This is a genomic window from Zhenhengia yiwuensis, assembly GCF_014384995.1.
Lineage (GTDB): Bacteria > Bacillota > Clostridia > Lachnospirales > Cellulosilyticaceae > Zhenhengia > Zhenhengia yiwuensis.
The window spans coordinates 93,872-118,129 of sequence record NZ_JACRSY010000001.1; the positions used below are offsets into that span (position 1 = coordinate 93,872).

The following is a 24,258-nucleotide window of genomic DNA, read 5'->3' on the forward strand; positions in this document are numbered from 1 at the left end:
AGTGATGAGGATGATGATGAAATATAGACTAATATGTATTGATATGGATGGTACTTTACTCAATAGTAAAGGTGAAGTAACAAATGAGAATAAAGAGACGCTTCAAAAGGCACAGGAAGAAGGCGTTAGTATCGTCATTACAACAGGGCGTATTTATCAATGTGCCAAAGGTTTTAATAAGCAAATAGGTATAAATGGACCTATTATTAGTTCTAATGGAACTTATATAGGCCTACCAGATGAAGCAGAGCCTTTTTATCATAAAGGTTTAACTTATGATGAAGTGATGACTTTCTATAAATGCGCTAAAAAATATCCTATAGAGATACATTTTTCCACAACAAAAGGCATTTTGTGTGATGTACGTGTAAAAGCGACTGAAGACTATCATAATAAGCTGAATGAAATGCTACCAGAGGAAGAGCGTTTTGAGATTGCTTACGTAGAAGACTTTGATGATGCGTTTGAAACTTATGATGGACAAATTTTAAAAGCTTTTTGTATGTCTATGGAGGAAAGAGATGCATTAGCAAAGTTAAAGGCAGAATTGATAGCACTTGATTTATATGAAGTCTCATCATCAGGTGGTGACAATATAGAAGTGATGCCTAAAGGTGTAGATAAAGGATATGGTGTTAACAAACTTGCGGAGCACTTAAATATTCCTAAAGAAGCAGTAATTTGTATTGGAGACAATGAAAATGATTTGTCTATGATTGAATATGCCGGCATGGGCATTGCGATGGGTAATAGTACACCAGAAGTACTAGAAAAGGCAGATGATATTACGCTAACAAATGATGAATCAGGCGTTGCTAAAGCAGTACAAAAATATATCTTTAATTTATCTGAATAGACTTGAAATAGCTTAAGCTTGGTGATAAAATCTAGATAATTAAGAATTTTACCAGCAGGTATGGCGGAAATGGCAGACGCGATAGATTCAGGTTCTATTGAGGGTTTCTTCATGCAGGTTCAAGTCCTGTTACCTGCACTAACAAAGGAGCTACTACAAGGCTAAGAAAGAAGTTATGTAGTAGCTATTTTTGTATTTACAAGAGAAGAAGGGGGATCGTATGAAGATACAAGAACAATTACAGAAAGTGGTAGAACACTTACAAGTAAGGCCTATAACTATGCAGGATATCGAAGTACCAATACCGACTGTGCCAGAAGGTATTGGTATAGAATTTTTAGGAGCAGATTATAAACAAATTATAGATGATGATGGGATTATTCATAAGCCGCTTGTAAATAGTAAGGTGATTATTGACTTTAGGATTTTTTGTGAGGAAGAAGAAGTCTGGACAAAGGGGATAGAGGTTACTGTACCAGGAAGCTATGGGAAAGATGTAGGAGAAAATACTAAACCTTATGTCATTCCTGAAATAAAAGAATGGATAGGATTAGAAGGCAAATGTTTTATTACGAGTGAATCTACAATTAGAGTAGGTCAGATAAATAGAGAGGCGTTATTACCTATTGCAACTATTCTAAAACAGGATATGAGTGAAATGATGGGACTAGACTTAAAGGTAGAAATAGGAGGAGAGCCTAAGCAGTCAGATATATACTTACAGCTAGATGATGAAGATAGAGCTATAGGAGAAGAAGGTTATTTGATTCATATCCGTGATTATATAGCTCTTACTGCACTAAGTAAAAAGGGTGCTTTCTATGCAACGAGAACGTTACTACAGATATTACAAAGGCAAAACAATAGTATTCCTCAAGGTATTATAAGAGATTATCCTAGGTATAAAAAAAGGGGATTTATGCTAGATGTAGGAAGAAGATTTTCTTCCATAGAAGCTTTAAGACAATATGTTAAACTTATGGCTTGGTATAAGATGAACGATTTCCAAATCCATTTAAATGATAATGAAATCCATTTTGATGATACAAAGTGGCGTACAGAGTATGCAGCATTTAGATTAGAATGTGATACCTATAAGGGATTAGCGGCACAAGATGGCTATTATACCAAAAAAGAGTTCGGAGAACTTATTGATTTTGCTAAACAGTATAGTGTAGATATAGTACCAGAGATTGATACACCAGCTCACTCTTTAGCATTTGTTCAGTATGATGAAACGTTAGCCCTAGGACCTGGTAAAGGAAGAGACCATTTAAACATTATGAAGGAAGATACATATAGGTTTGTAGATGACTTATTTGAGGAATATATGAGAGAGGATGAACCAACTTTTAGATTTCAAGATGTGCACATTGGAACAGATGAGTATTTTGGCACTCATGAAGAATTAGAAGCTTTTAGAGCGTATACAGATAGATATTTAAGATGGATTAAAGCTAAAGGGAGAACACCGAGGTTATGGGGAAATTTAAGTAGTTTTAAAGGGAAGACCCCTGTTATAAGTGAAGGGGTTATCATTAATATTTGGAGCCTAGATTGGGTAGATGCTATAGAGATGATTAAGGCGGGTTACGATATTATTAATTCTGATGATACAAGGTTATATATTGTGCCTAATGCCGATTACTATAGAGATTACTTAGATAAAGAAAATTTATTTAATCAATGGGAGCCTAATATGTTTAGGGACGCCTATACTATTCCAGCAGGGCATCCTAAATTACTTGGTGGGGCTTTTTCTATTTGGAATGATATGATAACCATTAAAGTTTCAGAAGATGCAATCTATGATAGGGCTAAAGAAGGCATCCAAGTATTAGGACAAAAATTATGGAGTAGAGATTTTTCCGGGGATTATAAGCAGTTTAATAGAGTATGCAAGGAAGTTGATACATACTACTTACAAGAATAAAAATAACAAAGAGGCTGTCATTTAGACAGCCTTTTTTGATGTGGAAATCTTAATGCCATCTTAATCTCTTTATAAACTATCCTAACACCACATTAATTTTATAGATGTTAAACTGTGGTCAAAGAAATGAAGGAGGAAAGCATTATGCAAGCTATTTTACAATATGGGTTTTATTTAATCATTCTTGTAGTGTTAGCCATTCCACTAGGCAGCTACATGGGAAAGGTAATGAATGGAGAAAAAGTTTTTCTTTCTAAAATTCTCTTACCATGCGAGAACTTCATTTATAGAATGTTAAAGATTGATAAGAAAGAAGATATGCATTGGAAGAAATACGCAATGTGCACCCTGGCATTTAATGCTATAGGTTTCGCATTTTTATATTTACTATTAGTATTACAAAGGTTCTTGCCACTCAACCCAGAAAATATAGAAGGGAACTCTTGGCATCTGGCATTCAACACAGCATCGAGCTTCATAACAAATACGAACTGGCAAGCCTACTCCGGTGAAAATGCATTAAGTTACTTCTCACAAATGATGGGACTTACGGTACAAAACTTTGTGTCAGCAGCAGTAGGTATTGTTGTACTCTTTGCACTTATCAGAGGGTTTGTAAGAGTTGAAGAAAAAGGAGTTGGTAACTTCTTTATAGATATGACACGTACTATTCTTTATGTACTTATTCCGCTTTCAATTGTAGTTACATTAGGAATTGCATCACAAGGTGTTGTTCAAAGCTTTAAACCTTACGAAACAGTTACTTTAGTTGAACCTATTGAACTTGAAGATGGCAGTGTAGTAACAGAACAAGTTGTGCCACTTGGACCGGCAGCGAGTCAGATAGCTATTAAGCAATTAGGAACTAATGGTGGTGGTTTTATGGGTGCTAACTCGGCTCATCCACTTGAAAACCCAACACCATTTTCAAACTTACTTGAAATGATTTCAATTTTACTTATTCCTGCAGCACTATGCTTTACTTTTGGACGTAATGTAAAAGATAAAAAACAAGGTATTGCAATCTTTAGCGCTATGTTTATTATGCTAGTCATCGCACTTAGTGTTATAGCCGTGAATGAACATGCAGCTACACCACAGCTTGCACAAGAAGGTGCTGTTAATATATTAGCTGAAAATCAAGCTGGTGGTAACATGGAAGGAAAAGAAGCAAGATTTGGTATTGCAACTTCTGGGACATGGGCAGCCTTTACAACAGCGGCTTCTAATGGATCTGTAAACTCCATGCACGATAGTTATACACCAATAGGTGGTATGGTTACAATGCTTCTTATGCAACTTGGAGAAGTAGTGTTTGGTGGCGTGGGCTGTGGCCTTTACGGTATGCTTGGATTTGCAATTTTAACAGTCTTTATTGCTGGTCTTATGGTAGGACGTACACCAGAATATTTAGGTAAAAAAATTGAACCTTTTGAAATGAAGATGGCAGTACTGGTATGCCTTGCAACGCCTATTGGTATCTTAGTAGGAAGTGGTATTGCAGCACTTATACCGACTATTGCAGATAGTTTAAATAATTCAGGAGCTCATGGCTTCTCAGAATTACTGTATGCTTATTCATCAGCAGGTGGTAATAATGGTTCAGCTTTTGCTGGTTTTAATGCAAATACACCATTTTTAAATGTAAGCATAGGAATTGTTATGTTATTCGCACGTTTTGCTCCAATGGTTGCAACACTTGCAATTGCAGGAAGCTTAGTAGGTAAGAAAAAAGTAGCAGTAAGTGTAGGAACATTACCTACACATAATGCTTTATTTGTTGCTTTATTAATCTTCATTGTACTTTTAATTGGCGCACTGAGTTTCTTCCCAGCTTTAGCGCTTGGTCCTATTGCTGAATATTTCCAAATGATTGCATAAAGATTAAGAAAGGGTGACCTCTATGAGTTCTAAAAATACAAATAATTTTGGGGGCAAAGCAATGATAACAAGAGCGATTAAAGACTCTTTTCTTAAGCTTGATCCTAAAGTTCAGGTGAAAAATCCTGTTATGTTCTTAGTTTATATATCTTCTATTTTAACAAGTGTTTTATATGTGTTCGCACTATTTGGATATAAAGATGCTGCGCCGGGCTTTATTTTAGGAACAGCTATTATTCTTTGGTTTACTGTACTTTTTGCTAACTTTGCTGAAGCCATTGCAGAAGGTAGGGGTAAAGCGCAAGCAGATGCCTTACGTGCTTCTAAAAAAGACGTAGAGGCACATAAAATTGAATCTATTGCTACGAAAGAAATGAGTATAGCAGTTCCATCTACCAGCCTTAAAAAAGGTGATCTTGTTATTGTTCACGCTGGTGAGCAAATTCCAGCTGATGGTGAAGTTATAGATGGTGCAGCTTCTGTAGATGAAAGTGCCATTACAGGTGAGTCAGCACCAGTTATTCGTGAAAGTGGTGGGGATAGAAGTGCCGTAACAGGTGGAACAACAGTTATTTCAGACTGGATCGTTATTGAAGTAACAAGTGAGGCTGGAGAAAGTTTCCTTGATAAGATGATTGCAATGGTTGAAGGTGCATCACGTAAGAAGACACCTAATGAAATTGCACTTGAAATTCTTCTTATTGCCTTAACCGTCATCTTTATTCTTGTAACAGCATCACTTTATTCTTATTCAGATTTTTCTGCTAAACAAGCAGGCATAGACAATCCAATTTCTATTACATCTTTAGTGGCCTTACTTGTATGTCTTGCACCTACAACAATCGGTGCCTTACTTTCAGCAATTGGTATTGCAGGAATGAGTAGACTTAATCAGGCGAATGTACTTGCTATGAGTGGTCGTGCCATTGAAGCTGCTGGTGACGTCGATATCTTAATGCTTGATAAAACGGGAACTATTACACTTGGTAACCGTCAAGCATATGCTTTTATTCCAGTAGATGGTGCTACAGAGGAGGAAGTTGCAGATGCAGCGCAGCTCTCATCACTGGCTGATGAAACGCCAGAAGGACGTAGTATTGTTGTACTTGCAAAAGAAAAATTTGGTATACGTGGCCGTAATCTTAGTGAGCTTCATATGGAGTTCATTCCATTTACAGCTAAAACACGTATGAGTGGTGTAGACTTTAATGGGATAGAAATCAGGAAAGGTGCAGCAGAAGCTGTCAAAGAATATGTACTTCAAAATGGTGCTAAATATAGTAAACAATGTGAAGAAGCTGTTAAGGCTATTTCTAATCAAGGTGGTACACCACTTGTTGTTGCTAAAAATTACAAAATTTTAGGTGTTATTCACTTAAAAGATATCATTAAACAAGGTGTTAAAGAGAAATTCGCAGACTTACGTAAAATGGGTATTAAAACAATCATGATTACTGGGGATAACCCCCTTACAGCTGCAGCAATCGCAGCAGAAGCTGGTGTAGATGACTTCTTAGCTGAAGCAACACCAGAAGGTAAGCTTGAAATGATTCGTGATTTCCAAGCAAAAGGGCACCTGGTAGCCATGACAGGTGATGGTACAAATGATGCACCAGCCCTTGCACAAGCTGACGTAGCTGTAGCAATGAATACAGGAACACAGGCAGCAAAAGAAGCAGGAAACATGGTAGACTTAGATTCTTCACCAACTAAACTGATTGATATTGTACGTATTGGTAAACAGCTTCTTATGACAAGAGGAAGTCTTACAACATTTAGTATTGCAAATGACCTTGCAAAATACTTTGCAATTATTCCGGCCTTATTTATGGGACTTTATCCAGGGCTTTCTAAACTTAATATCATGGGGCTTCACAGTGCAGAAAGTGCAATCTTTTCAGCAGTTATCTACAATGCACTTATCATTGTTGCTCTCATTCCACTTGCGCTTAAAGGTGTTAAATATAGAGAAGTCTCTGCTACAAAATTACTTACACGTAATCTTTGGATTTACGGTGTAGGTGGCATTATCACACCATTTATTGCAATTAAAATTATCGATGTTTTTATTACTGCAATTGGATTCATACGATAAGGCGTATGAATCCTAAAGGAGGATTTATAATGGAAAGTATGAATAAAGTTTTATTAAGAGTGTTAGGTTTTTTCCTCATTCTTACAGTATTATGTGGGGGTATTTATACTTTTGCTATGACAGGAGTTGTTCAAGTATTATTTAATGAAAAGGCGAATGGTAGTATTATACAAATAGATGGTAAGAAATACGGAAGTAGTTTATTGGGTCAACAATATACAGATATGGGACATATGTGGGGGCGTATTATGAATATTGATACAGGTACTTATACTGATGATGATGGTAATCCTGTAATGTATGCAGGTCCATCTAATATTAGCCCAGCAGGTGAAGGATATGAAGCACTTGTTGCAGAAAGAGTAGAAATGATTCGTGCAGCCCATCCTGAAAAAGGTGACGCGCCTATTCCAGTAGACTTAGTTACAAGCTCCGGTAGTGGTTTAGATCCACATATTTCACTTGCAGCAGCCGAGTACCAAATCACACGTATTGCAAATAACTCGGACCATTCTGAAGAAGAAATAAGAGCGATTGTTGAGAAGTATACAACAGGAAGATTCCTTGGGGTATTAGGAGAACCCGTTGTTAATGTATTAAAAGTTAATCTTGCACTGGATGGTATTTTAAAATAGAAAAATAGAGGGGGACGTGAAATGCAGAAAAAAATCATTGTTTCATCTTGCAAAATAGACAGTGTAGGTTCTGTAAGGGATATGTCACCTTTGAAAATGGCTATTCTACTGGTTTATGAAATAAGTCATACACTTAGAATAAAACCACAAGTTTATAGCTTGCAAGATGAACGCACACTTTGGGTACTCTTTCCAGAAGGTTGCATAGAATGTGATGAGCTACTAGAAGAGTATGGTATGATTATGGCACTCATTTCTAAACACTATCCGCTTACCTTATATGGTATGATTGATGAATTAGAAGAGGGTGAGGTAGAGGTAAGGATGGAGCATGAAGAGGTCTTATGTAAGAAAAGAAGCTTTACAGGAAAAGGTTTTAATATGCTTACTTCGGTTTATATGACGTTGAAATTTAATAGTCTTATAGAACTCAGTTTTATGGATGAGGGTTTACGTCAGATAGATTTTAATAAAAAATGTATTGCACTTTGTAGTAAATGGCGAGTTGCGCCATTTGCTGCAAAGATTTTTATACCTAATCTGTTAACGTATTATGCGTACATAGAAACAGGTGAAATTGATAATTTAGAATCTAATCTTTTAGAAGCATTAACAGTAAAACAAATTATGGGACTCTGGACAGTGTTCCTAACAGAAGGTACTACAACTGGAGAGTTTGAATATCTATATGATCAGTTTTCACAGGGGAGGGCACTTAAGATGGCCTATTGGGAACTAGCCTTAAGGCTCACCCTATCACAACTTAATATTAAAATTGACTACACAGACAATACTTTTAAAATAGAAAATCAAGAAGGTAAATGTATGCGATTAGATTTTGCATCATCATCAGCTGCTGAAAAACTATTTTTAAAGATTCTCTTTCCGTCATCTTAACATAATCTTAATACTACACCTTAAATCCTAATGCAATGTTGATTTAAGGTGTAGTATACTATTGCATAGAAAAACAGGTGATTAAAAGAGGTGATTTATAAATGCTAGATAAGCGTCCTAATCCTGATGCCTTATTAAAGCAGATTACTACGGAAGATTCTCAAAAAAAAATAGGAAAACTTAAAGTTTTCTTTGGTTATGCAGCAGGAGTAGGGAAAACTTTTGCTATGCTAGATGCAGCACATACTGCCAAAAAAGAAGGGATAGATGTTGTAGCAGGTTATATAGAACCGCATACAAGGCCAGAAACGCTAGCGCTTTTAGAAGGGTTAGAAATGCTTAAGCCTCTTAATGTTGTACATAAGGGGATTACTTTAAAAGAGTTTAACTTAGATGATGCTATTAAGCGTAACCCGGAACTTATTTTAGTAGATGAGCTTGCACATACAAATGCAGAAGACTGTCGTCATCGTAAAAGGTATCAAGATATTGAAGAGCTGCTTAAAGCGGGTATTAATGTTTATACAACAGTTAATGTACAACATTTAGAAAGTCTTAATGATATTGTAGCATCTATTACTGGTGTTATTGTAAGAGAGCGTATACCTGATAGCGTATTTGATCGTGCAGATCAGGTAGAACTGGTAGATATTGAACCAGATGATCTTATTGAAAGATTAAATAAAGGTAAAATTTATAAAGAAAAGCAAGCTAAAAAGGCGCTAGATCATTTCTTTACAAGAGAAAATTTAGGAGCACTTAGAGAAATTGCTATGCGTCGTACAGCAGATAGGCTTAATAAGGTAGTAGAAAAAAATAAAACCTGTGCTCATAGTGGGGAGTATTTTATAGCAGAGCATATTTTAATTTGTCTTTCTAGTTCACCATCTAATGCAAAAGTTATTAGAACGGCAGCAAGGATGGCAGATGCTTTCCATGGGTCTTTTACGGCCTTATTTGTAGAGACACCAAATAGACAGGAATTGTCTAGAGAAAATAAAATACGATTGCAAGAAAATCTAAAACTTGCTGAGCAGTTAGGTGCGCGTATTGCAACCGTATATGGAGATGATGTACCTTATCAAATAGCAGAATATGCTAAGGTAAGTGGCATTTCTAAGATTATTATTGGACGTTCTAATAATAAAAAGTCGTGGTTTAACAGAAAAGCTAGTTTTGTAGAGCGTCTAACAAGTTTAGCACCTAATATAGATATTTATATTATTCCAGATAGTAGAGCACCTTATCTTGTCAAACAAGTTAAGCGACTGAAAGTTTATAGACTTTCGGTAGTAGAGCTTGTAAAATCTCTATCTGTATTAGGTGTTGCAACTTGTATTGGCTTATGGTTTGCTCATATAGGATTTAGCGAGGAGAATATTATAACTATTTATATTTTAGGTGCCTTAATGACAGCTATGATTACAAGAGGTCGTATTTATAGCATCTTATCATCTTTTGCAAGTTTACTAGTATTCAATTTTTTCTTTATAGAACCGAAGTTTACACTATATTCATATGATGCAGGTTATGCTGTAACTTTTGCTGTAATGTTTATAGCAGGTTTTATTACAAGCAACTTAGCCATAAGGGTAAAAGAACAAGCTCGGCAGTCTGCTTTAAAAGCCTATCGTACCGAAATTCTACTGGAGACTAGCCAAAAGCTTCAAAGGGCTCGAAATAAAGAGGAGATTTATAGCGAAGTTGCACATCAGATTAATAAACTTTTAAGTCGGATGATTATTCTGTATCCTGGAAATGGAGATGTATTAGGGCCTCCGACTGTTTTTGCTAACCCGATAAATAATAATGAAGCAGATTATTATACCAATACAGATGAGCGTGCTGTAGCGCAGTGGGTTTATAAGAATAATAAGCATGCAGGGGCAACGACTAATACACTTCCAGGAGCAAAGTGTCTATATCTTGCTATAAGAAATCAAAATATGGTATTTTGCGTAGTGGGCATTGTAATGGAGAAAGATAAAACTTTAGGCGCATTTGAAAAAAATCTTTTAATTGCTATGCTTGGAGAATGTGCACTTGCTTTAGAGAAAGATTATATAACAGAGACAAAGAATCAAGTTGAGATGGAAGCTCAGAGGGAGCAGCTTAGATCTAATCTCTTACGTGCTATTTCTCATGATTTACGTACACCTCTTACAAGTATATCTGGTAATGCAGGTATATTACTAAGTAACTCAGATGTATTAGATGAAATGAAGAAACAGCAACTTTATGGGGATATTTACGAAGATTCTATGTGGCTTATTAATTTAGTTGAAAATTTACTTTCTATAACGCGGATAGATAATGGTACACTGAATTTAAAGATACATCCTGAACTAATAGATGAAGTCATTCAAGAAGCACTTGCACATATTACTAGGCGCAGTAGTGAACATTGTATTACAGTAGATGTACAGGGTGATTTGCTTATGGCAAAGATGGATTCAAGATTGGTTATACAGGTCATTATTAATATTGTTAATAATGCTGTGAAGTATACAAAGGTGGGGTCACATATTCATATTATGGCTAAACCTTTAGGCGATAAAGTTTTAGTAGAGATAGGTGATGATGGAGAAGGAATTTCAGATAAAGATAAGGAGAAATTATTTGATATGTTCTTTACTGTTGATAAAAATAGCGGAGATGGTAGACGAGGATTAGGTCTGGGGCTATCACTTTGCAAATCTATTGTACATGCCCATGGTGGAACAATTTATGTAAAGGATAATAAACCTAAAGGAACACTATTTGGTTTTACCTTACAGGCTGAGGAGGTAAATGTGGATGAATAAACCTATGATTTTAGTAGTAGAAGATGATAAAGCAGTAAGAAATCTTATTACCACAACATTAGAGACGCAGGATTATCAGTTTCATACAGCAAGTACTGGAGGTGAGTCTATATTAGAGGCTATATCACATAAGCCAGATATTATTATTTTAGATCTGGGATTACCTGATATGGATGGCATTGACATTATAAAGAAAATACGTACTTGGTCTAATGTGCCTATTATTGTTGTTAGTGCAAGAAGTGAAGATCGTGATAAAATTGATGCATTAGATGCAGGAGCAGATGATTATTTAACAAAACCTTTTAGTGTAGAGGAGCTTTTAGCTAGACTACGTGTAACATTGCGTAGAGTACAATACGATTATATAAAAAATATACAAAATGATAGTGTGTTTATTAATGGGGGGCTTAAAATTGATTATGCAGCGGGCTGTGTATGGGTAGATGAAAAAGAAATTCATTTAACGCCTATTGAGTATAAACTTTTGTGTTTACTTGCTAAAAATGTAGGAAAGGTACTTACTCATAATTTTATCTTAAAAGAAGTATGGGTTAATGCCTTACCAGATGATACACCTTCCCTACGTGTTTTTATGGCAACTCTGAGGAAAAAAATTGAGAAAGTACCATCAAATCCTAAATATATACAAACGCATATTGGAGTAGGTTATCGTATGCTGCGTATCGATGAAATTTAGTATTTATTTTAATAAGTTTGTTTTGCTATTAATTTACAGTTTCATAAAAATATATAAAAATAGAACAATTTATCTAGAAAAAGGGAAAAAACGCACATCATAAGCACTAAATAAAAGTAAAATAATTAGGCATACTATATAAATATCAACAAAAATAAGAAATTCAGCTATTCACACTTGAATATAACCATTTAAATACAGTATTATGTTAGTTGAAGAAATAGTTAAGACAGCTAGAATATTGGAGTGAAAAACATGAGAAAAACAAAAATTATATGCACACTTGGTCCAGCAACAGAAGATGAGAAAGTATTACGCGAATTAATGCTTGCCGGCATGGATATTTGCCGTTTTAATTTTTCACATGGTGACCATGAAACACACAAGCAAAAATATGACACAGTTGTAAAAATTAGAGAGCAATTAGGCCTTCCAGTAGCAACGATGCTTGATACAAAAGGTCCAGAAATCCGTATCTGTAAATTCAAAGATACAAAAGTAATGCTTCAAAAAGGTGATACATTCACACTTACAACACGTGAAGTAGAGGGTACAAAAGACATTGTAAGTGTTACTTATAAAAACTTACCAAGCGATGTACATGTAGGCTCTGCTATTCTTTTAGATGATGGTCTTATTGAACTTAATGTTCTTGAGATTAAAGATGGTACAGATGTTATCTGTAAAGTTATGAATGATGGTGCTGTTTCAAACAACAAAGGTGTTAACTTACCAGATGCAAGCCTTTCAATGCCATTCATCAGCCAAAAAGATAGAGAAGATATGATCTTCGGGGCTAAAACAGGATTTGATTTTATTGCAGCTTCTTTCACAAGAACAGCTGATGATATCTTAGAAATTCGTAAAATCCTTGAAGAACACGATCGTACTGATATGAAAATCATTGCTAAAATTGAGAACCGTGAAGGTGTTAACAACATTGATGAAATTATCCGTGTTGCAGATGGTGTAATGGTTGCTCGTGGGGATATGGGTGTTGAAATTCCTCTTGAAGAAGTACCAGGACTTCAAAAAATGATTATCAAAAAAGTTTACAATGCAGGTAAACAAGTAATTACAGCAACACAAATGCTTGATTCTATGATGAAAAATCCTAGACCAACTCGTGCGGAAACAAACGACGTTGCAAATGCTATCTATGATGGTACAAGTGCAATTATGCTTTCTGGTGAAACAGCAGCAGGTGCTTACCCAATTGAAGCATTAAAAATCATGGCACGTATTGCACTTCATACAGAAAAAAATATTGATTATATCAAACGTTTTAAAAACAGAGATTCAGATGGCGTACAAAATGTAACAAATGCAATTTCTTACTCAACATGTGCAGCAGCACACGACTTAAATGCGAAAGCAATCGTAACTGTAACAAAATCAGGACGTACTGCACATATGATTTCTAAATATCGTCCATTAGCACCAATTATTGGATGTACAACATCAGAAAAAACATATAGACAACTTAGCATGACATGGGGCGTTATTCCTGTACTTATTGATGAACAACAAGATACAACAGATCTTTTTGAAGTAGCTATGAAGGCAGCAGAAAAAACAGGTATTGTATCAAAAGGTGATTTAGTTGTATTAACAGGTGGTATGCCACTTGGTGTTTCTGGTACAACAAATATCATGAAAGTTGATGTAATTGGTTAAATCCTTCTATTAGGAACAGGTCTTAACGATAAAATCGTAAGCAGAAATGTATACACCTGTCACAATAAGGAAACTGTTAAGAGAAATTTACAAGTTTCAAATGAAATTTTACCATTTATTAAAAAGTAGCTGGTATCATTACATAACAATCTAACCTTAACTCACAGATAGTAATTATAGGGATAGCATTGGATATTCCAGTAATTGTTAATGCAGCTTATGCAACTAAAATCTTAAAAATGGTACAACAGTAATTATGGATAGTGCACGTGGTGTAGTATCATACATGTCTTAATTGGATTGAAAGTAGCTTACTTTTGTAAGCTACTTTTTTATGCATTAAATAGGGGACAAAATAAAAGGTACATGCATATTATAACTATCATAATGTCTAGGGGTGAGAAAATGAGGGAGAACTATTATAATGCATTTTGGAGTAGTACTTTTTTTAAGAAGAGAAGAGGGCAAATGGAACAATTAGAGGAACTATTTAAACATCTTAAAAAAAGGAGATTTAAACTAAAAGGCTGATTAACAGCCTTTTTTATTGTGAATAAATTATTGAAGTTGTATAATGAATTATTGAATAATGAATACAAAGGAGACAAGCAATGTATACATCAATTTTATTGCAGACGGCTATTATATTTGCATTATATTTTATGGGAGAAGGTATTGCCACGCTGCTTCCTATCACAATTCCAGGTAATATTATAGGGATGCTCTTAATGTTTATAGGGCTACTGCTTAAGTGGATTAAAGTTAAACATGTACAGACTGTAGGACGCTTTTTACTAAGCCATATGGCATTTTTGTTTATTCCTGCAGGTGTATCTATTATAGAGAGTATTGAGCTTATACAAGATGATTGGTTTAAGATTTTAATAGTATGTGTTCTAACAACTATTATTACATTTGCAGCTACAGGTTTAACAGCTAAAGCTGTTATAAGATTACAGGAAGGATGGAAGAGAAAAAAATGAGAGAACTGATAACATCGCCTTTATTTAGTATTATGCTTTGTATAGGTGCTTTTGAAATGGGAGGATGGATTCATAGGAAAACAAAAATAGATGCACTGAATCCTTTATTAATAGCTATTGCACTTGTTATTGTTATGCTTAAGATGCTAGACATACCTCTTGAGATTTTTAATGAAGGTGGAGATATGATTAACTTACTACTAGGACCAGCAACTGTAGTATTGGCTGTACCTATGTATGAACAAGTAGAGATTCTTAAGAAGAATATTATTCCTATTATAGTTGCAACGGGAGTAGGTGCGTTAACTTCCATAGGAAGTGTTCTTTTACTTTGTAGAGCATTTGGATTAGATGAAGCTTTATTAGCTTCACTGCTACCTAAATCAGTAACAACACCTATTGCTGTTGAAGTGTCTGTTCAGCATGGAGGGATTGCTTCTATTACTATAGCAGCAGTAGTTATTACAGGAATATTAGGTGCTGTAATAGCACCAGGACTTATTAAGATTTTTAAGCTGGAAGGATGTTCTGTAGCATCAGGACTTGCTATTGGTGCTTCCAGCCATGCAATGGGAACAAGTAAAGCTGTACAGATTGGCGAAATTGAAGGAGCTATGTCTGGGCTTGCTATAGGTATAATGGGAATCTTCACAGTATTATTTTCATTGTTTTTATAACTTAAGAGTGAAAAAGAATAAAGAGTTTTATATTTTATTCAGAGGTCTTATTGGGCTTGAATGCATTAGAAAAAGAAGCCAGCTGTGTTGAGGACTTATAGGATTGTATGTATGGACGCTGCACTTATTATGATTACGAACCAATATGCATTTATTAAGCCGAGCACAAGGGGGGAGGCTATATAGAAGAGCTTTAAAATTATAGAGATAAAAAAATAGGCTAAAAAAATCCAGGTTATGCCATAAAGGGATAACCTGGATTTTGCTTTTTAAGCTGGAAACGTGACTTGAACACGCGACCTATTGATTACGAATCAATTGCTCTACCGACTGAGCTATTCCAGCACAAATTAAAGTTATTAGTATATTCTATATTACATGATAAAAGACAAATAGTAAAGAGGAAAAGTATATAAAAATAGGATAATTAAATAATACAATTAAATGTTTGAAATATTTATGCTATAATGAGATAAATATATAAACTAGGAGGGGATAGAAAAATGATGGTTAAGAATATTATGATACCTATAGAGAAGCTTACGACAGTAGCATTAGAAGACACTGTTAAAGACACAATTGCACTTATTGATGCACATAATTTGCTCTCATTACCTGTAGTTCAAGGTAATAAATTTGTCGGAATCATTTCAAAGAAATACATCTTCGAAGAGTATTTTAAGAGTAATGAGGACAAGGAAGAATTTTTAGAGCGTAAAGTAGCAGAATTCATGAAGACGAAGATTGATGCCGTGAGTGAAAGAGATTTGGTTGAAGTACCGGGAAAAATACTAGCAGAACATAACTTGCAGTTTGTACCTGTAGTTAATGAAAAGGGAAATTTTAATGGGATTGTAACGCATAAGGCTATTTTTAAAACCTTTAATAAAATTTTAGGTGTTGGGCATACACGTATTGAAGTCATCACAAGAGATGTAAAAGGTAGACTTGCTGCTTTAACAGAAATTATTACCAAACAAGATGTTAACATTCTTAGTATTGCAGAAATTGATATAGAAGTCATGAATTTAAGAGAGATTATTATGCGTGTAGATAGTAAAAATATTAAAGCGCTTATTGAGGCACTTAATGGAGGGGGATTTACTGTTAAGCGTGTAGATGAAGAATAAAGACGACCAGATTGGTTGTCTTTTTCAGAGTCAAGTAGTTTGAATATGAAAATTTTTGGGATAGATTAGGGAGTGTGATAATATGGCAATTCGATTAATAACAGATTCAGCATGTGATTTACCACTTGCATATGTACAAGCACATCACATAGATATCGCATCTTTACAAGTAAATATTAAAGGTGAATTTTATAAAGATGATCTAGGACAGACTGTACAGTATGATACCTTCTATCAGATGCTCCGTGAAGGAGAACTGACTTCTACGTCACAAGTTAATGTGCATACCTTTGAAGAACTTTTTGAAGGATATGTATTAAATGGAGATTCTATTATTTTTATTGGTCTTGCAAGCGTATTAAGTGGAACAGTAAATAGTGCACTTATGGCAAGAGAAAATATGCTTGAAAAATATAAGAATGCGGATATTACCATTATTGATTCAAAAAGTGCAACTTTAGGAGAGGGGGCGCTTGTCTATGGAGCTGCAGAGCAGATAGAGAAGGGAGCTTCAAAAGAAGAGGTTATAGAATGGATTCTTAGCCATAGGGAAAAAGTTGTACATGCTATTGTAGTAGATGATCTTAATTTTTTAAAAAGAGGTGGACGCATTTCGAGTACAACTTCTGTAGTCGGTTCTTTGCTTAATATTAAACCAAGTGTTAAGTTAGATTTAGAAGGGAAAGTTATTCAAGGTCCTAAACTAAAAGGAACAAAAGCTGCCTTTAAATTTTTAGTTAACACCATAGAAGAAAAAGGGATAGATTTGGAAGAAACTACAATCTTTGTTGCTCATGGTGATGACGAGGAACGTGCCATAAAATTAAAAGAAATGATTTTAGAAGCTTTACCAGTTAAAGAAGTCATTATTAATCCTATGGGAGCCATTATAGGAACTCATGTAGGCCCGGATGCTTTAGGTGTATTATTTGTAGGTAAAGAAAGATAATTCTAAAAAGTGAGATATAAGAAATATAAATTGCAGGATTAGGGTTTTGAACTTGCAAAATAATAATAGGGAAAGAAAAAAATAAAAAAATATTTAACTAAAAAAACATCTTTTTTAAGATGTTTTTTTTATGTTTAACTCAAAAAATGAAAGCTTTATACACTTTAATTAAATAAAGTGAGTTACTTATTATCAATGGTTTAGTGGAAGTTTTTGTAGATAGCTTGAAAAAATAAATGCATTTTTATAACAAGCAATAAGTAAAAAAAGAAGTAAGGGGAATTTTATGGTATTCATAAGAAAATGCATAAAATAGGTTTACAAGTTGCAATGGACTGTGTTATGATAGGGGCAAGAAAAGTTAACATAAGGTTGATGAAGAGCTAGAAACGAGACAGTAAAGTAAAGACAGGAGGAATAAATATGAAAGAGAAAAAGAAATCAAGTACATCTCTAATAGAGAAAATTGGTAAAAAAATACCTGATCCAGTTATTATCTTTATGGGATTGTATGTCATTACAATGATACTTACTCTTGTAATGGGTGGTAAAACATTTGAAACAATGAGTGCCGATGGTGGTACCATTGTTCATGAAATAAAAAATATGTTTGAAGCAGAAAATATCCAATGGATATTTAATAATGCCTTACTTAAAAACTGGTTATCCTATGGTGGTGGGGTACTTGGTACAATCCTTATTGTTATGTTAGGGGTAGGGATTGCAGAAGAATCAGGTTTACTTACAGCATTAATTAAAAAAATAGGACTTAAAGTATCAGATAAATTTTTACCAGTTGCTTTAGTATTTTTAGGGATTATGAGTAGTATTGCATCAGATGCAGGATATCTTATTCTTATTCCTCTTGCAGGGCTTCTTTACGCAGGACTTAAGAAAAATCCTCTTATCGGTATGGCTGCGGCTTTCGCCGGGGTATCAGCAGGATTTAGTGCGAATTTATTCCCAAGTACACCAAGTGATGTTATCATCGGTAAAAATGCTCAGCTTTTCGCAGAGAGTCAAGGTGTACCTTTTGCTAATGCAGCGGGCGAGGCACTTAATGGACCTACAATGCACTACTTCTTCATTGCAGCTTCTACAATCTTATTAACACTTGTAGGTGCTTTTGTAACAGTTAAATTCATTAAGCCTAGATTAGAAAAACAAAGCTATACCATTCCAGATGATATTGATTTAAGTGATTTCACAGTTAAACCAGAAGAAAATAAAGCACTTAAGTTTGCTGGACTTGGTTTACTTCTTGCAGGCGTGGTTGTAGCATATTTAGGGTTTGGACCACTTGCTTCTTTTGTTACAGAAGAAGGTACAAAAGTAACACCATTTATTGATAACATTATTTTAATGATTACATTCTTATTCTTTGTACCAGGTTTATTTTTCGGTATTAAAATGGGGCTTTTCAAAAGTGCTCAAGATGTTATACGTGCTATGGCAAAACAAATGGGTAATATGGGATATGTACTTGTTTTAACATTCTTCTCATATAACTTCTTAGCACTTTTAACAGAATGTAACCTTGGAACATACATTACATTCTTAGGAGCTAAGGGACTTCAAGCTATGGGACTTGATAATTCTCCAATCCTTCTTATTATTGGATTTATTATTACAACAGCGATTATCAACCTTTTCGTAGGTGGTTTAACATCAAAATGGATGCTTCTTGGACCAATCTTCATCCCAATGTTATTCCAAGTACATTCAGGTATGACACCAGATATTGTTGCAGCGGCTTATAGGGTAGCTGACTCATCAACAAATATCATTACACCACTTATGTCTTACGCAGGGGTTATCCTAGTATTCATGAGAAAATACAAGCCAGAATATACAATTGGTGATCTTATTGGACTTATGTTCCCGTATTCAGTAGCTTTCCTTGTTGTTTGGACAGCACTTTTAATTGGATTCTTTACATTTGGTATTCCATTAGGATTTTAGTTAAAAAGGACTCTGAAAAATTTTTCAGAGTCCTTTTAGGTTAGAATAACAAATAAATGGTAATAGGAATATAATAGTATAGATGAGTTTAGTCTATTAAGGACTAGAGGAGGCTAGCTATTATGAATTCAAAGATGCACTCAGCGTTAGCTGCATGGACTCTTTTTTCCTTACTCAATCGTTCTGATGAGAACTCTGAATGGATTAAAGATGCAGGTCTTAATATAGAAGAGGACTATTTTACATTATTACCTGGATACAATCAGTGTACAGTGGGGCAGATTCTTAGAATTGAACTTGATGAAGTTGCAGACGGGCGTTTTACATGGAAGTTAAATATACCTGTTGGAATAAAGCACATTAAAGATAGTGTAGATGAGGATCATAAACATAGATGGCTTATTGAGGTTGTTCAAGCAGGAAGATATAAAATTGCAGTAGATTACATTGATAAAAAACGTATGTATCGTATAAAAAAGCGTGTTATATTTGAGGTAGAGGCACTGCCTGCGCCTGGAAGAGATGAATAAAAAATGATAAACACCATGAAGTTAGGACTTCGTGGTGTTTATCATTGTAGGAATATAATTACGGTCTATAGTAATAACGCTATGGAAAGATTCATCTTGAGTTTTAAGCTGTTTGTCAATAAGGTAAGCTAGCTCTTTATCTGACATTTTAAATTCAGGGGGAACTGTAATATCAAAAATAAGATTAGTGTGTGTTACCCCTTGGACAATTCTGAAATCATGGATAGATAAAATAGGGTCTATTTCATCTAAGATACTTAAAATAATATCTTTAAGAGCATTTGAGACAGCATCATCTTTAATAATAGGATCTAAATGAATAACAAGATGGATACCTAATTCTAGAATAAAGTCACGTTCAATACGGTCAATAAGGTCATGACTCTCTAAAATATCTTCAGCTGCAGATACTTCCACGTGCACGGAAGCAAAGCATCTGTTTGGTCCATAGTTATGTACCATTAGGTCATGTAAGCCTAGTACACCTTCATAAGTTAAAATTTTGCTATGAATTTTATCTACAAGTTCTGTTGTAGGTGCTTCTCCTAAAAGGGGGTTAATGGTATCTTTAATAATATTAATACCGGAGTAGATAATAAAGCATGCTACAATAAGCCCAATAAAGCCATCTAAGTTAATAGAAGTGAAATAAAAGATCACCATAGAAATAAGAACGCTACTTGTAGCAATCACATCATTTAAGCTATCTGTTGCAGTAGCGTTAAGTGTAGTGGAATCAATTTTTTTACCTAAGTGTCTGTTGAAGAGACTCATCCAAAACTTGACTAAAATAGAGATACTAAGGACAAGCATTGTTATCCATGAAACATATATAGGTGTGGGTGAAAAAATTTTGGAGATAGAAGAACCTGCTAATTGAAGACCTAAGAAAATGATGATAAAGGAAATAACAAGTCCAGCTACATATTCTACACGTGCATGACCAAAAGGATGGTCCTGATCAGCAGGTTTAGAGGAAATTTTAAAACCTACCAAAGTTACAATGGAGGAAGCTGCATCTGATAAGTTATTAATAGCATCAGCTGTAATAGAAACACTACCAGATAAAATACCTACAATAAGTTTAAAAATAAAAAGTAAGATGTTACAGAAAATGCCTACAGCACTACCTAGAAAACCATACTTTTCACGGATAATGGGATTTTGAATATCTTGATAATCTTTAATGAAAGTACGAATAAGAAACTGCGTCATAGTACCCTCCTACATAAATAATATGCTATCAGTTTAGCATTTCTAGCTATTGTATGCAAATACCAAAAGAAAAGTAGAGGAAAATCTGTTATAATAGAAATAGACTACTTATGAGGAGGCATTATGGCAAATAAGACATTATGGATTTCAGATTTGGATGGAACCTTGTTAAATAAAGAAAAGAAAGTATCAGACTATACAAAGAAAATCTTAAATGAAAAAATAGCAGAGGGGCTTTGTTTTAGTATTGCAACAGCACGTACTCCTGCAACTGTAGTGGATATGCTAAAGGGTGTAGAAATTAGTGTGCCAGTTGTAGTAATGAATGGAGCAGCTGTTTATAATATGGCGACATCAACTTATGAACATGTTAATTACTTAGAGATTGATATGGTAAAAGTGATAGAGAACCTTCTAAAAGAGAAGAAACAAAATGCTTTTACTTACTGTATTGACAATAATCAGCTCATAGCTTATCATGGAGCTTTCACAAATGAAGCACAAAAGAAGTTTTATGAGGAAAGACAAAATAATCCACGTAAACTTTTTAAAGCAGAAGAAACACCATTAGATGCAAGAGTTGCTTATTTTGTTGTAATAGGTGAGGAAGAGGCAGTACGTAGTATCTATGAGGTTTTAAAAGGTTATGATAAAGTTAACCAAGTATTTTATGAAGATATTTATAACGCAGGCGTATATTACTTAGAAATTTATAGTGAGGAAGTTTCTAAAGCAAATGCAATTAAGTTTTTGAAAAAAACATTTGGATTTGATAAACTTGTCTGCTTCGGAGATAATTATAATGATATAGAAATGTTTGAAATGGCAGATGAAGGCTGTGCAGTAGCTAATGCTGTTGAAAAAATTAAAGAACTTAGTACACAAGTGATTGGTCACCATAATGAAGATGGTGTGGCAAAGTTTATTGAATCAAAGTGGCAAAAATGATAAAATGATGCATATAGTTATATATAAGTTTAATTGATAAAGGGGGAATCGCCGTGGAAGGCCAGCCGAGGTCTAGGCAGATTTTTAAACGTATTAAAGAATCTCTAATACCTAAAAAAGCAAGATTAAAAAAAGAAGTATCGGAAGAAGATATTAAGACACTGATCAATCAAGGGAATGAAAATGGGCTTATTGATCAAACTGCAAAAGATATGCTTTATGGTGTCTTTTCATTTGATGATAAGACTGCTCTAGAGATTATGACACCGCGAGCAACTGTTGTAAGTGTAGAGATGAAAAAGTCAGGCAAAGCTGTGCTTGATATGATGATGAGTCATCCTTTTTCACGTATTCCGGTCTATGAAGACGTACCACATAATATTGTAGGAATACTACATGCTAAGGAGTTGTATGAATGGGCACTTAGGGAAGGCGTAGATAACCTTGAAGTAAAAAAACTTATGAAGCCAGCCTATTATGTTCCTGAGACGAAAACCATTGCAACACTTTTTAGAGAACTTCAGGAGACGAAAAATCATCTAGCGGTTATTTTAGATGAGTATGGAGATTTCCAAGGTATTGTTACAGTAGATGATATTGTAAGTCAGGTAGTAGGAGAGATTGCAGATGAGCATACCTCCTATGAGGAAATCGAGCAGATAGATGAACATACTTATCTGGTGGATGGTTTGACTCATATTGAGGATGTTAATAAACACTTAGGGCTAGAAATTGAATGTGAGCATTTTGATACCATTGGTGGATTTGTGATCAATTTAATCGGGTGGATTCCTAAACAGGCCGTTTCTGTATCGTATAAAAATATTGTATTTGAAGTGGAAAAGGTAAAATCTAATCGTGTCGAAACACTTAAGATTTATCTTATGCACTCCATTGCTGTATAAAAAGAACCGTCACCCTTTTATAAGAGGGGTGACGGTTCTTTTTATTGCATATTTTGTCTATGTGCATGAAGTAAATGTGGATACTTCTTCATAATAAGTATGAAGAGTGGTCCACCTACAATAGTAACAACAACGAATTCTCCAATACCTACTTCAAGCATGGTTAAAGCAAGTGGGAGTTCAAATAAGTAATGTAACATCCAGCCAATAATAAGTCCATTGAATAAAGTTGGCCATAAAGAACTTAGCCAAAGACCAAGCTTAGAGCCTTTAGTGAACTTTGCTGTTAGGCTGATAGCAGATACGCTGATAAAGGTAGCCAGTGTACCAAAAATCACATCCATTATACCATTAGGGCCTAATAAATTAGCTACAAGGCAGCCGAGTGTAAGACCAGCGATATAAAATGGATCAAAGAAGGCGAGCAGCACAAGAAGTTCAGAGACTCTAAACTGCAGATTGCCATAGCTGATTGGTGCTAGTGCAACAGTCAGTACGGCATAAATAGCTGCTACTGCTGCTACTGTTACAAGTCTTTTTGTTGAATTGATGTTTTTCATGTTTATTCTCCTTTACCGTAGTTTTATTTAGAGACAGGAGGCTTCCGAACTGTCTACAAGTATAAAAGTTTATACCACAAGGTAGTATACGTGTTTTAATTTTAAAAAGCAACCCTTTGAATAATTTAATAGCCATTGGTTATTATACTATACATATTACCAAGAAAAGGAGGCGCATATCATGTCTTTTTATAGTACGATTGCTCCTTATTATGATTATATTTTTCCTGCCCACCCAAGTCAGATTAAGTTTTTAAAAGAGATTATAGGAAATGGTACGAAGCAAGTGTTAGATATAGCCTGTGGTAATGGCAGTTATGCGATTGCTATGGCGAAGTCTGGCTACCTGGTAACAGCACTTGATAATGATGCAGGCATGATTGAAAGTGCCAAAGCTAAGGCTGATCTTGAAGAGGTATCCCTTGCTCTTATTCATTGTCCTATGGAAAATATGAAAAACTATATACAAGGTAAGTTTGATGTAGCTTACTGTATTGGTAATTCTCTTGTACATTTGGAAGATGAAGAGAAGATAGAAAGCTTTTTAAAAGACCTATATAAAGTTCTTCAGGAAGATGGAAAAGCAATTATTCAGATTATCAATTATGACCGTGTTCTTAAACATGGGCAGACTAAATTACCTGATATTTTTCATGAGGAGGTAGGACTTAAGTTCTTTAGAAGCTATGAAGTGGATGAGAATGAGAAATATGTGGATTTCAAGACCAAGTTACACCTAAAAGATAAGGTAGAGGAGCACGCTACGAAACTTATCCCACTCTTAAAAGATAATCTGGTAGCACTTTGTAACAAAGCAGGTTTTAAAGTAAATACTTGTTATGGAGATTTTGGAAAATCAGATTTTAATGAAGATGAAAGCTATCACTGTATAGTAGTTCTAGAAAAAGGGGCATACTAAAA

At 34.6% G+C, this 24,258-nt stretch carries 20 protein-coding genes and 2 tRNA genes; 19 read left to right on the forward strand and 3 right to left on the reverse strand.

The genetic code is table 11. The features are described from left to right. Window positions 1-16: 16 nt before the first annotated feature. The 12 genes from H8718_RS00410 (at window position 17) to H8718_RS00465 (ending at window position 15,138) form a co-directional block, all read left to right on the forward strand. Window positions 17-856 (forward strand): Cof-type HAD-IIB family hydrolase, encoded by an 840-nt coding sequence (locus H8718_RS00410; RefSeq protein WP_249331113.1) that lies wholly within the window; start codon window positions 17-19, stop codon window positions 854-856. Window positions 857-910: 54 nt separating this feature from the next. Beyond that, window positions 911-994: transfer RNA gene (locus H8718_RS00415), tRNA-Leu, on the forward strand. An 82-nt stretch (window positions 995-1,076) separates the two neighbouring features. Next, window positions 1,077-2,789, forward strand: coding sequence for a family 20 glycosylhydrolase (locus tag H8718_RS00420; protein ID WP_177671250.1), 1,713 nt, complete (start codon window positions 1,077-1,079; stop codon window positions 2,787-2,789). Window positions 2,790-2,933: 144 nt separating this feature from the next. After that, window positions 2,934-4,670, forward strand: coding sequence for a potassium-transporting ATPase subunit KdpA (gene kdpA / locus H8718_RS00425; RefSeq protein WP_283246117.1), 1,737 nt, complete (start codon window positions 2,934-2,936; stop codon window positions 4,668-4,670). Window positions 4,671-4,692: 22 nt separating this feature from the next. After that, entirely contained in the window at window positions 4,693-6,765 is a 2,073-nt protein-coding gene (gene kdpB / locus H8718_RS00430) for a potassium-transporting ATPase subunit KdpB (protein ID WP_177671249.1), read from the forward strand. Window positions 6,766-6,794: 29 nt separating this feature from the next. Beyond that, window positions 6,795-7,400, forward strand: coding sequence for a potassium-transporting ATPase subunit KdpC (gene kdpC / locus H8718_RS00435; RefSeq protein WP_177671248.1), 606 nt, complete (start codon window positions 6,795-6,797; stop codon window positions 7,398-7,400). Between the two features lie 21 nt (window positions 7,401-7,421). Further along, on the forward strand, window positions 7,422-8,297 hold the full coding sequence (locus H8718_RS00440; RefSeq protein ID WP_249331114.1) for a hypothetical protein: 876 nt from the start codon (window positions 7,422-7,424) through the stop codon (window positions 8,295-8,297). A 101-nt stretch (window positions 8,298-8,398) separates the two neighbouring features. Further along, window positions 8,399-11,101 (forward strand): sensor histidine kinase, encoded by a 2,703-nt coding sequence (locus H8718_RS00445; RefSeq protein WP_177671246.1) that lies wholly within the window; start codon window positions 8,399-8,401, stop codon window positions 11,099-11,101. Continuing rightward, entirely contained in the window at window positions 11,094-11,801 is a 708-nt protein-coding gene (locus H8718_RS00450; protein ID WP_249331115.1) for a response regulator, read from the forward strand. Before H8718_RS00445 ends, H8718_RS00450 begins: the two co-directional genes overlap by 8 nt. Window positions 11,802-12,056: 255 nt before the next feature. Continuing rightward, a complete protein-coding gene (gene pyk, locus H8718_RS00455) occupies window positions 12,057-13,478 on the forward strand; it encodes a pyruvate kinase (protein ID WP_249331116.1) in 1,422 nt (473 codons plus the stop codon). Between the two features lie 611 nt (window positions 13,479-14,089). Next, window positions 14,090-14,461 carry a CidA/LrgA family protein gene (locus tag H8718_RS00460; protein WP_177671244.1) on the forward strand — a complete coding sequence of 124 codons (372 nt, stop codon included), beginning with the start codon at window positions 14,090-14,092 and terminating at the stop codon, window positions 14,459-14,461. Next, on the forward strand, window positions 14,458-15,138 hold the full coding sequence (locus tag H8718_RS00465) for an LrgB family protein (protein WP_177671243.1): 681 nt from the start codon (window positions 14,458-14,460) through the stop codon (window positions 15,136-15,138). The genes H8718_RS00460 and H8718_RS00465 overlap by 4 nt, the downstream gene beginning before the upstream one ends. A 272-nt stretch (window positions 15,139-15,410) precedes the next feature. On the opposite strand, the gene H8718_RS00470 is transcribed toward H8718_RS00465, so the two are convergent. Then, window positions 15,411-15,483, reverse strand: a tRNA-Thr gene (locus H8718_RS00470). Window positions 15,484-15,641: 158 nt separating this feature from the next. Here H8718_RS00470 and H8718_RS00475 point away from each other — a divergent pair. The 4 genes from H8718_RS00475 to H8718_RS00490 all read left to right on the forward strand — a co-directional run bounded on the left by H8718_RS00475 (window position 15,642) and on the right by H8718_RS00490 (window position 19,709). Further along, complete coding sequence (locus H8718_RS00475) at window positions 15,642-16,268, forward strand: CBS domain-containing protein (RefSeq protein WP_249331117.1); 627 nt, start codon at window positions 15,642-15,644, stop codon at window positions 16,266-16,268. Between the two features lie 82 nt (window positions 16,269-16,350). Further along, window positions 16,351-17,217 (forward strand): DegV family protein, encoded by an 867-nt coding sequence (locus H8718_RS00480; RefSeq protein WP_249331118.1) that lies wholly within the window; start codon window positions 16,351-16,353, stop codon window positions 17,215-17,217. A gap of 423 nt (window positions 17,218-17,640) precedes the next feature. Beyond that, the gene (locus tag H8718_RS00485) at window positions 17,641-19,179 is read left to right on the forward strand and encodes an AbgT family transporter (protein ID WP_177671240.1); all 1,539 of its coding nucleotides are present in this window, start codon (window positions 17,641-17,643) and stop codon (window positions 19,177-19,179) included. Between the two features lie 122 nt (window positions 19,180-19,301). Further along, complete coding sequence (locus tag H8718_RS00490; RefSeq protein WP_249331119.1) at window positions 19,302-19,709, forward strand: hypothetical protein; 408 nt, start codon at window positions 19,302-19,304, stop codon at window positions 19,707-19,709. A gap of 21 nt (window positions 19,710-19,730) precedes the next feature. Here H8718_RS00490 and H8718_RS00495 read toward each other — a convergent pair whose 3' ends face one another. Continuing rightward, window positions 19,731-20,924, reverse strand: coding sequence for a cation diffusion facilitator family transporter (locus H8718_RS00495; protein ID WP_249331120.1), 1,194 nt, complete (start codon window positions 20,922-20,924; stop codon window positions 19,731-19,733). A gap of 123 nt (window positions 20,925-21,047) precedes the next feature. On the opposite strand from H8718_RS00495, the gene H8718_RS00500 reads away from it, so the two are divergent. Next, a complete protein-coding gene (locus H8718_RS00500; protein WP_249331121.1) occupies window positions 21,048-21,872 on the forward strand; it encodes an HAD family hydrolase in 825 nt (274 codons plus the stop codon). A 53-nt stretch (window positions 21,873-21,925) separates the two neighbouring features. Continuing rightward, complete coding sequence (locus H8718_RS20730) at window positions 21,926-22,777, forward strand: hemolysin family protein (protein ID WP_249331122.1); 852 nt, start codon at window positions 21,926-21,928, stop codon at window positions 22,775-22,777. Between the two features lie 41 nt (window positions 22,778-22,818). Here H8718_RS20730 and H8718_RS00510 read toward each other — a convergent pair whose 3' ends face one another. Beyond that, window positions 22,819-23,337: a QueT transporter family protein gene (locus tag H8718_RS00510; protein WP_249331123.1), complete on the reverse strand. Its 519-nt coding sequence runs from the start codon at window positions 23,335-23,337 to the stop codon at window positions 22,819-22,821. A gap of 181 nt (window positions 23,338-23,518) precedes the next feature. Between H8718_RS00510 and H8718_RS00515 the strand changes: the two genes are divergently transcribed. Continuing rightward, the gene (locus H8718_RS00515; protein WP_177671234.1) at window positions 23,519-24,256 is read left to right on the forward strand and encodes a class I SAM-dependent methyltransferase; all 738 of its coding nucleotides are present in this window, start codon (window positions 23,519-23,521) and stop codon (window positions 24,254-24,256) included. Window positions 24,257-24,258 lie beyond the last annotated feature (2 nt).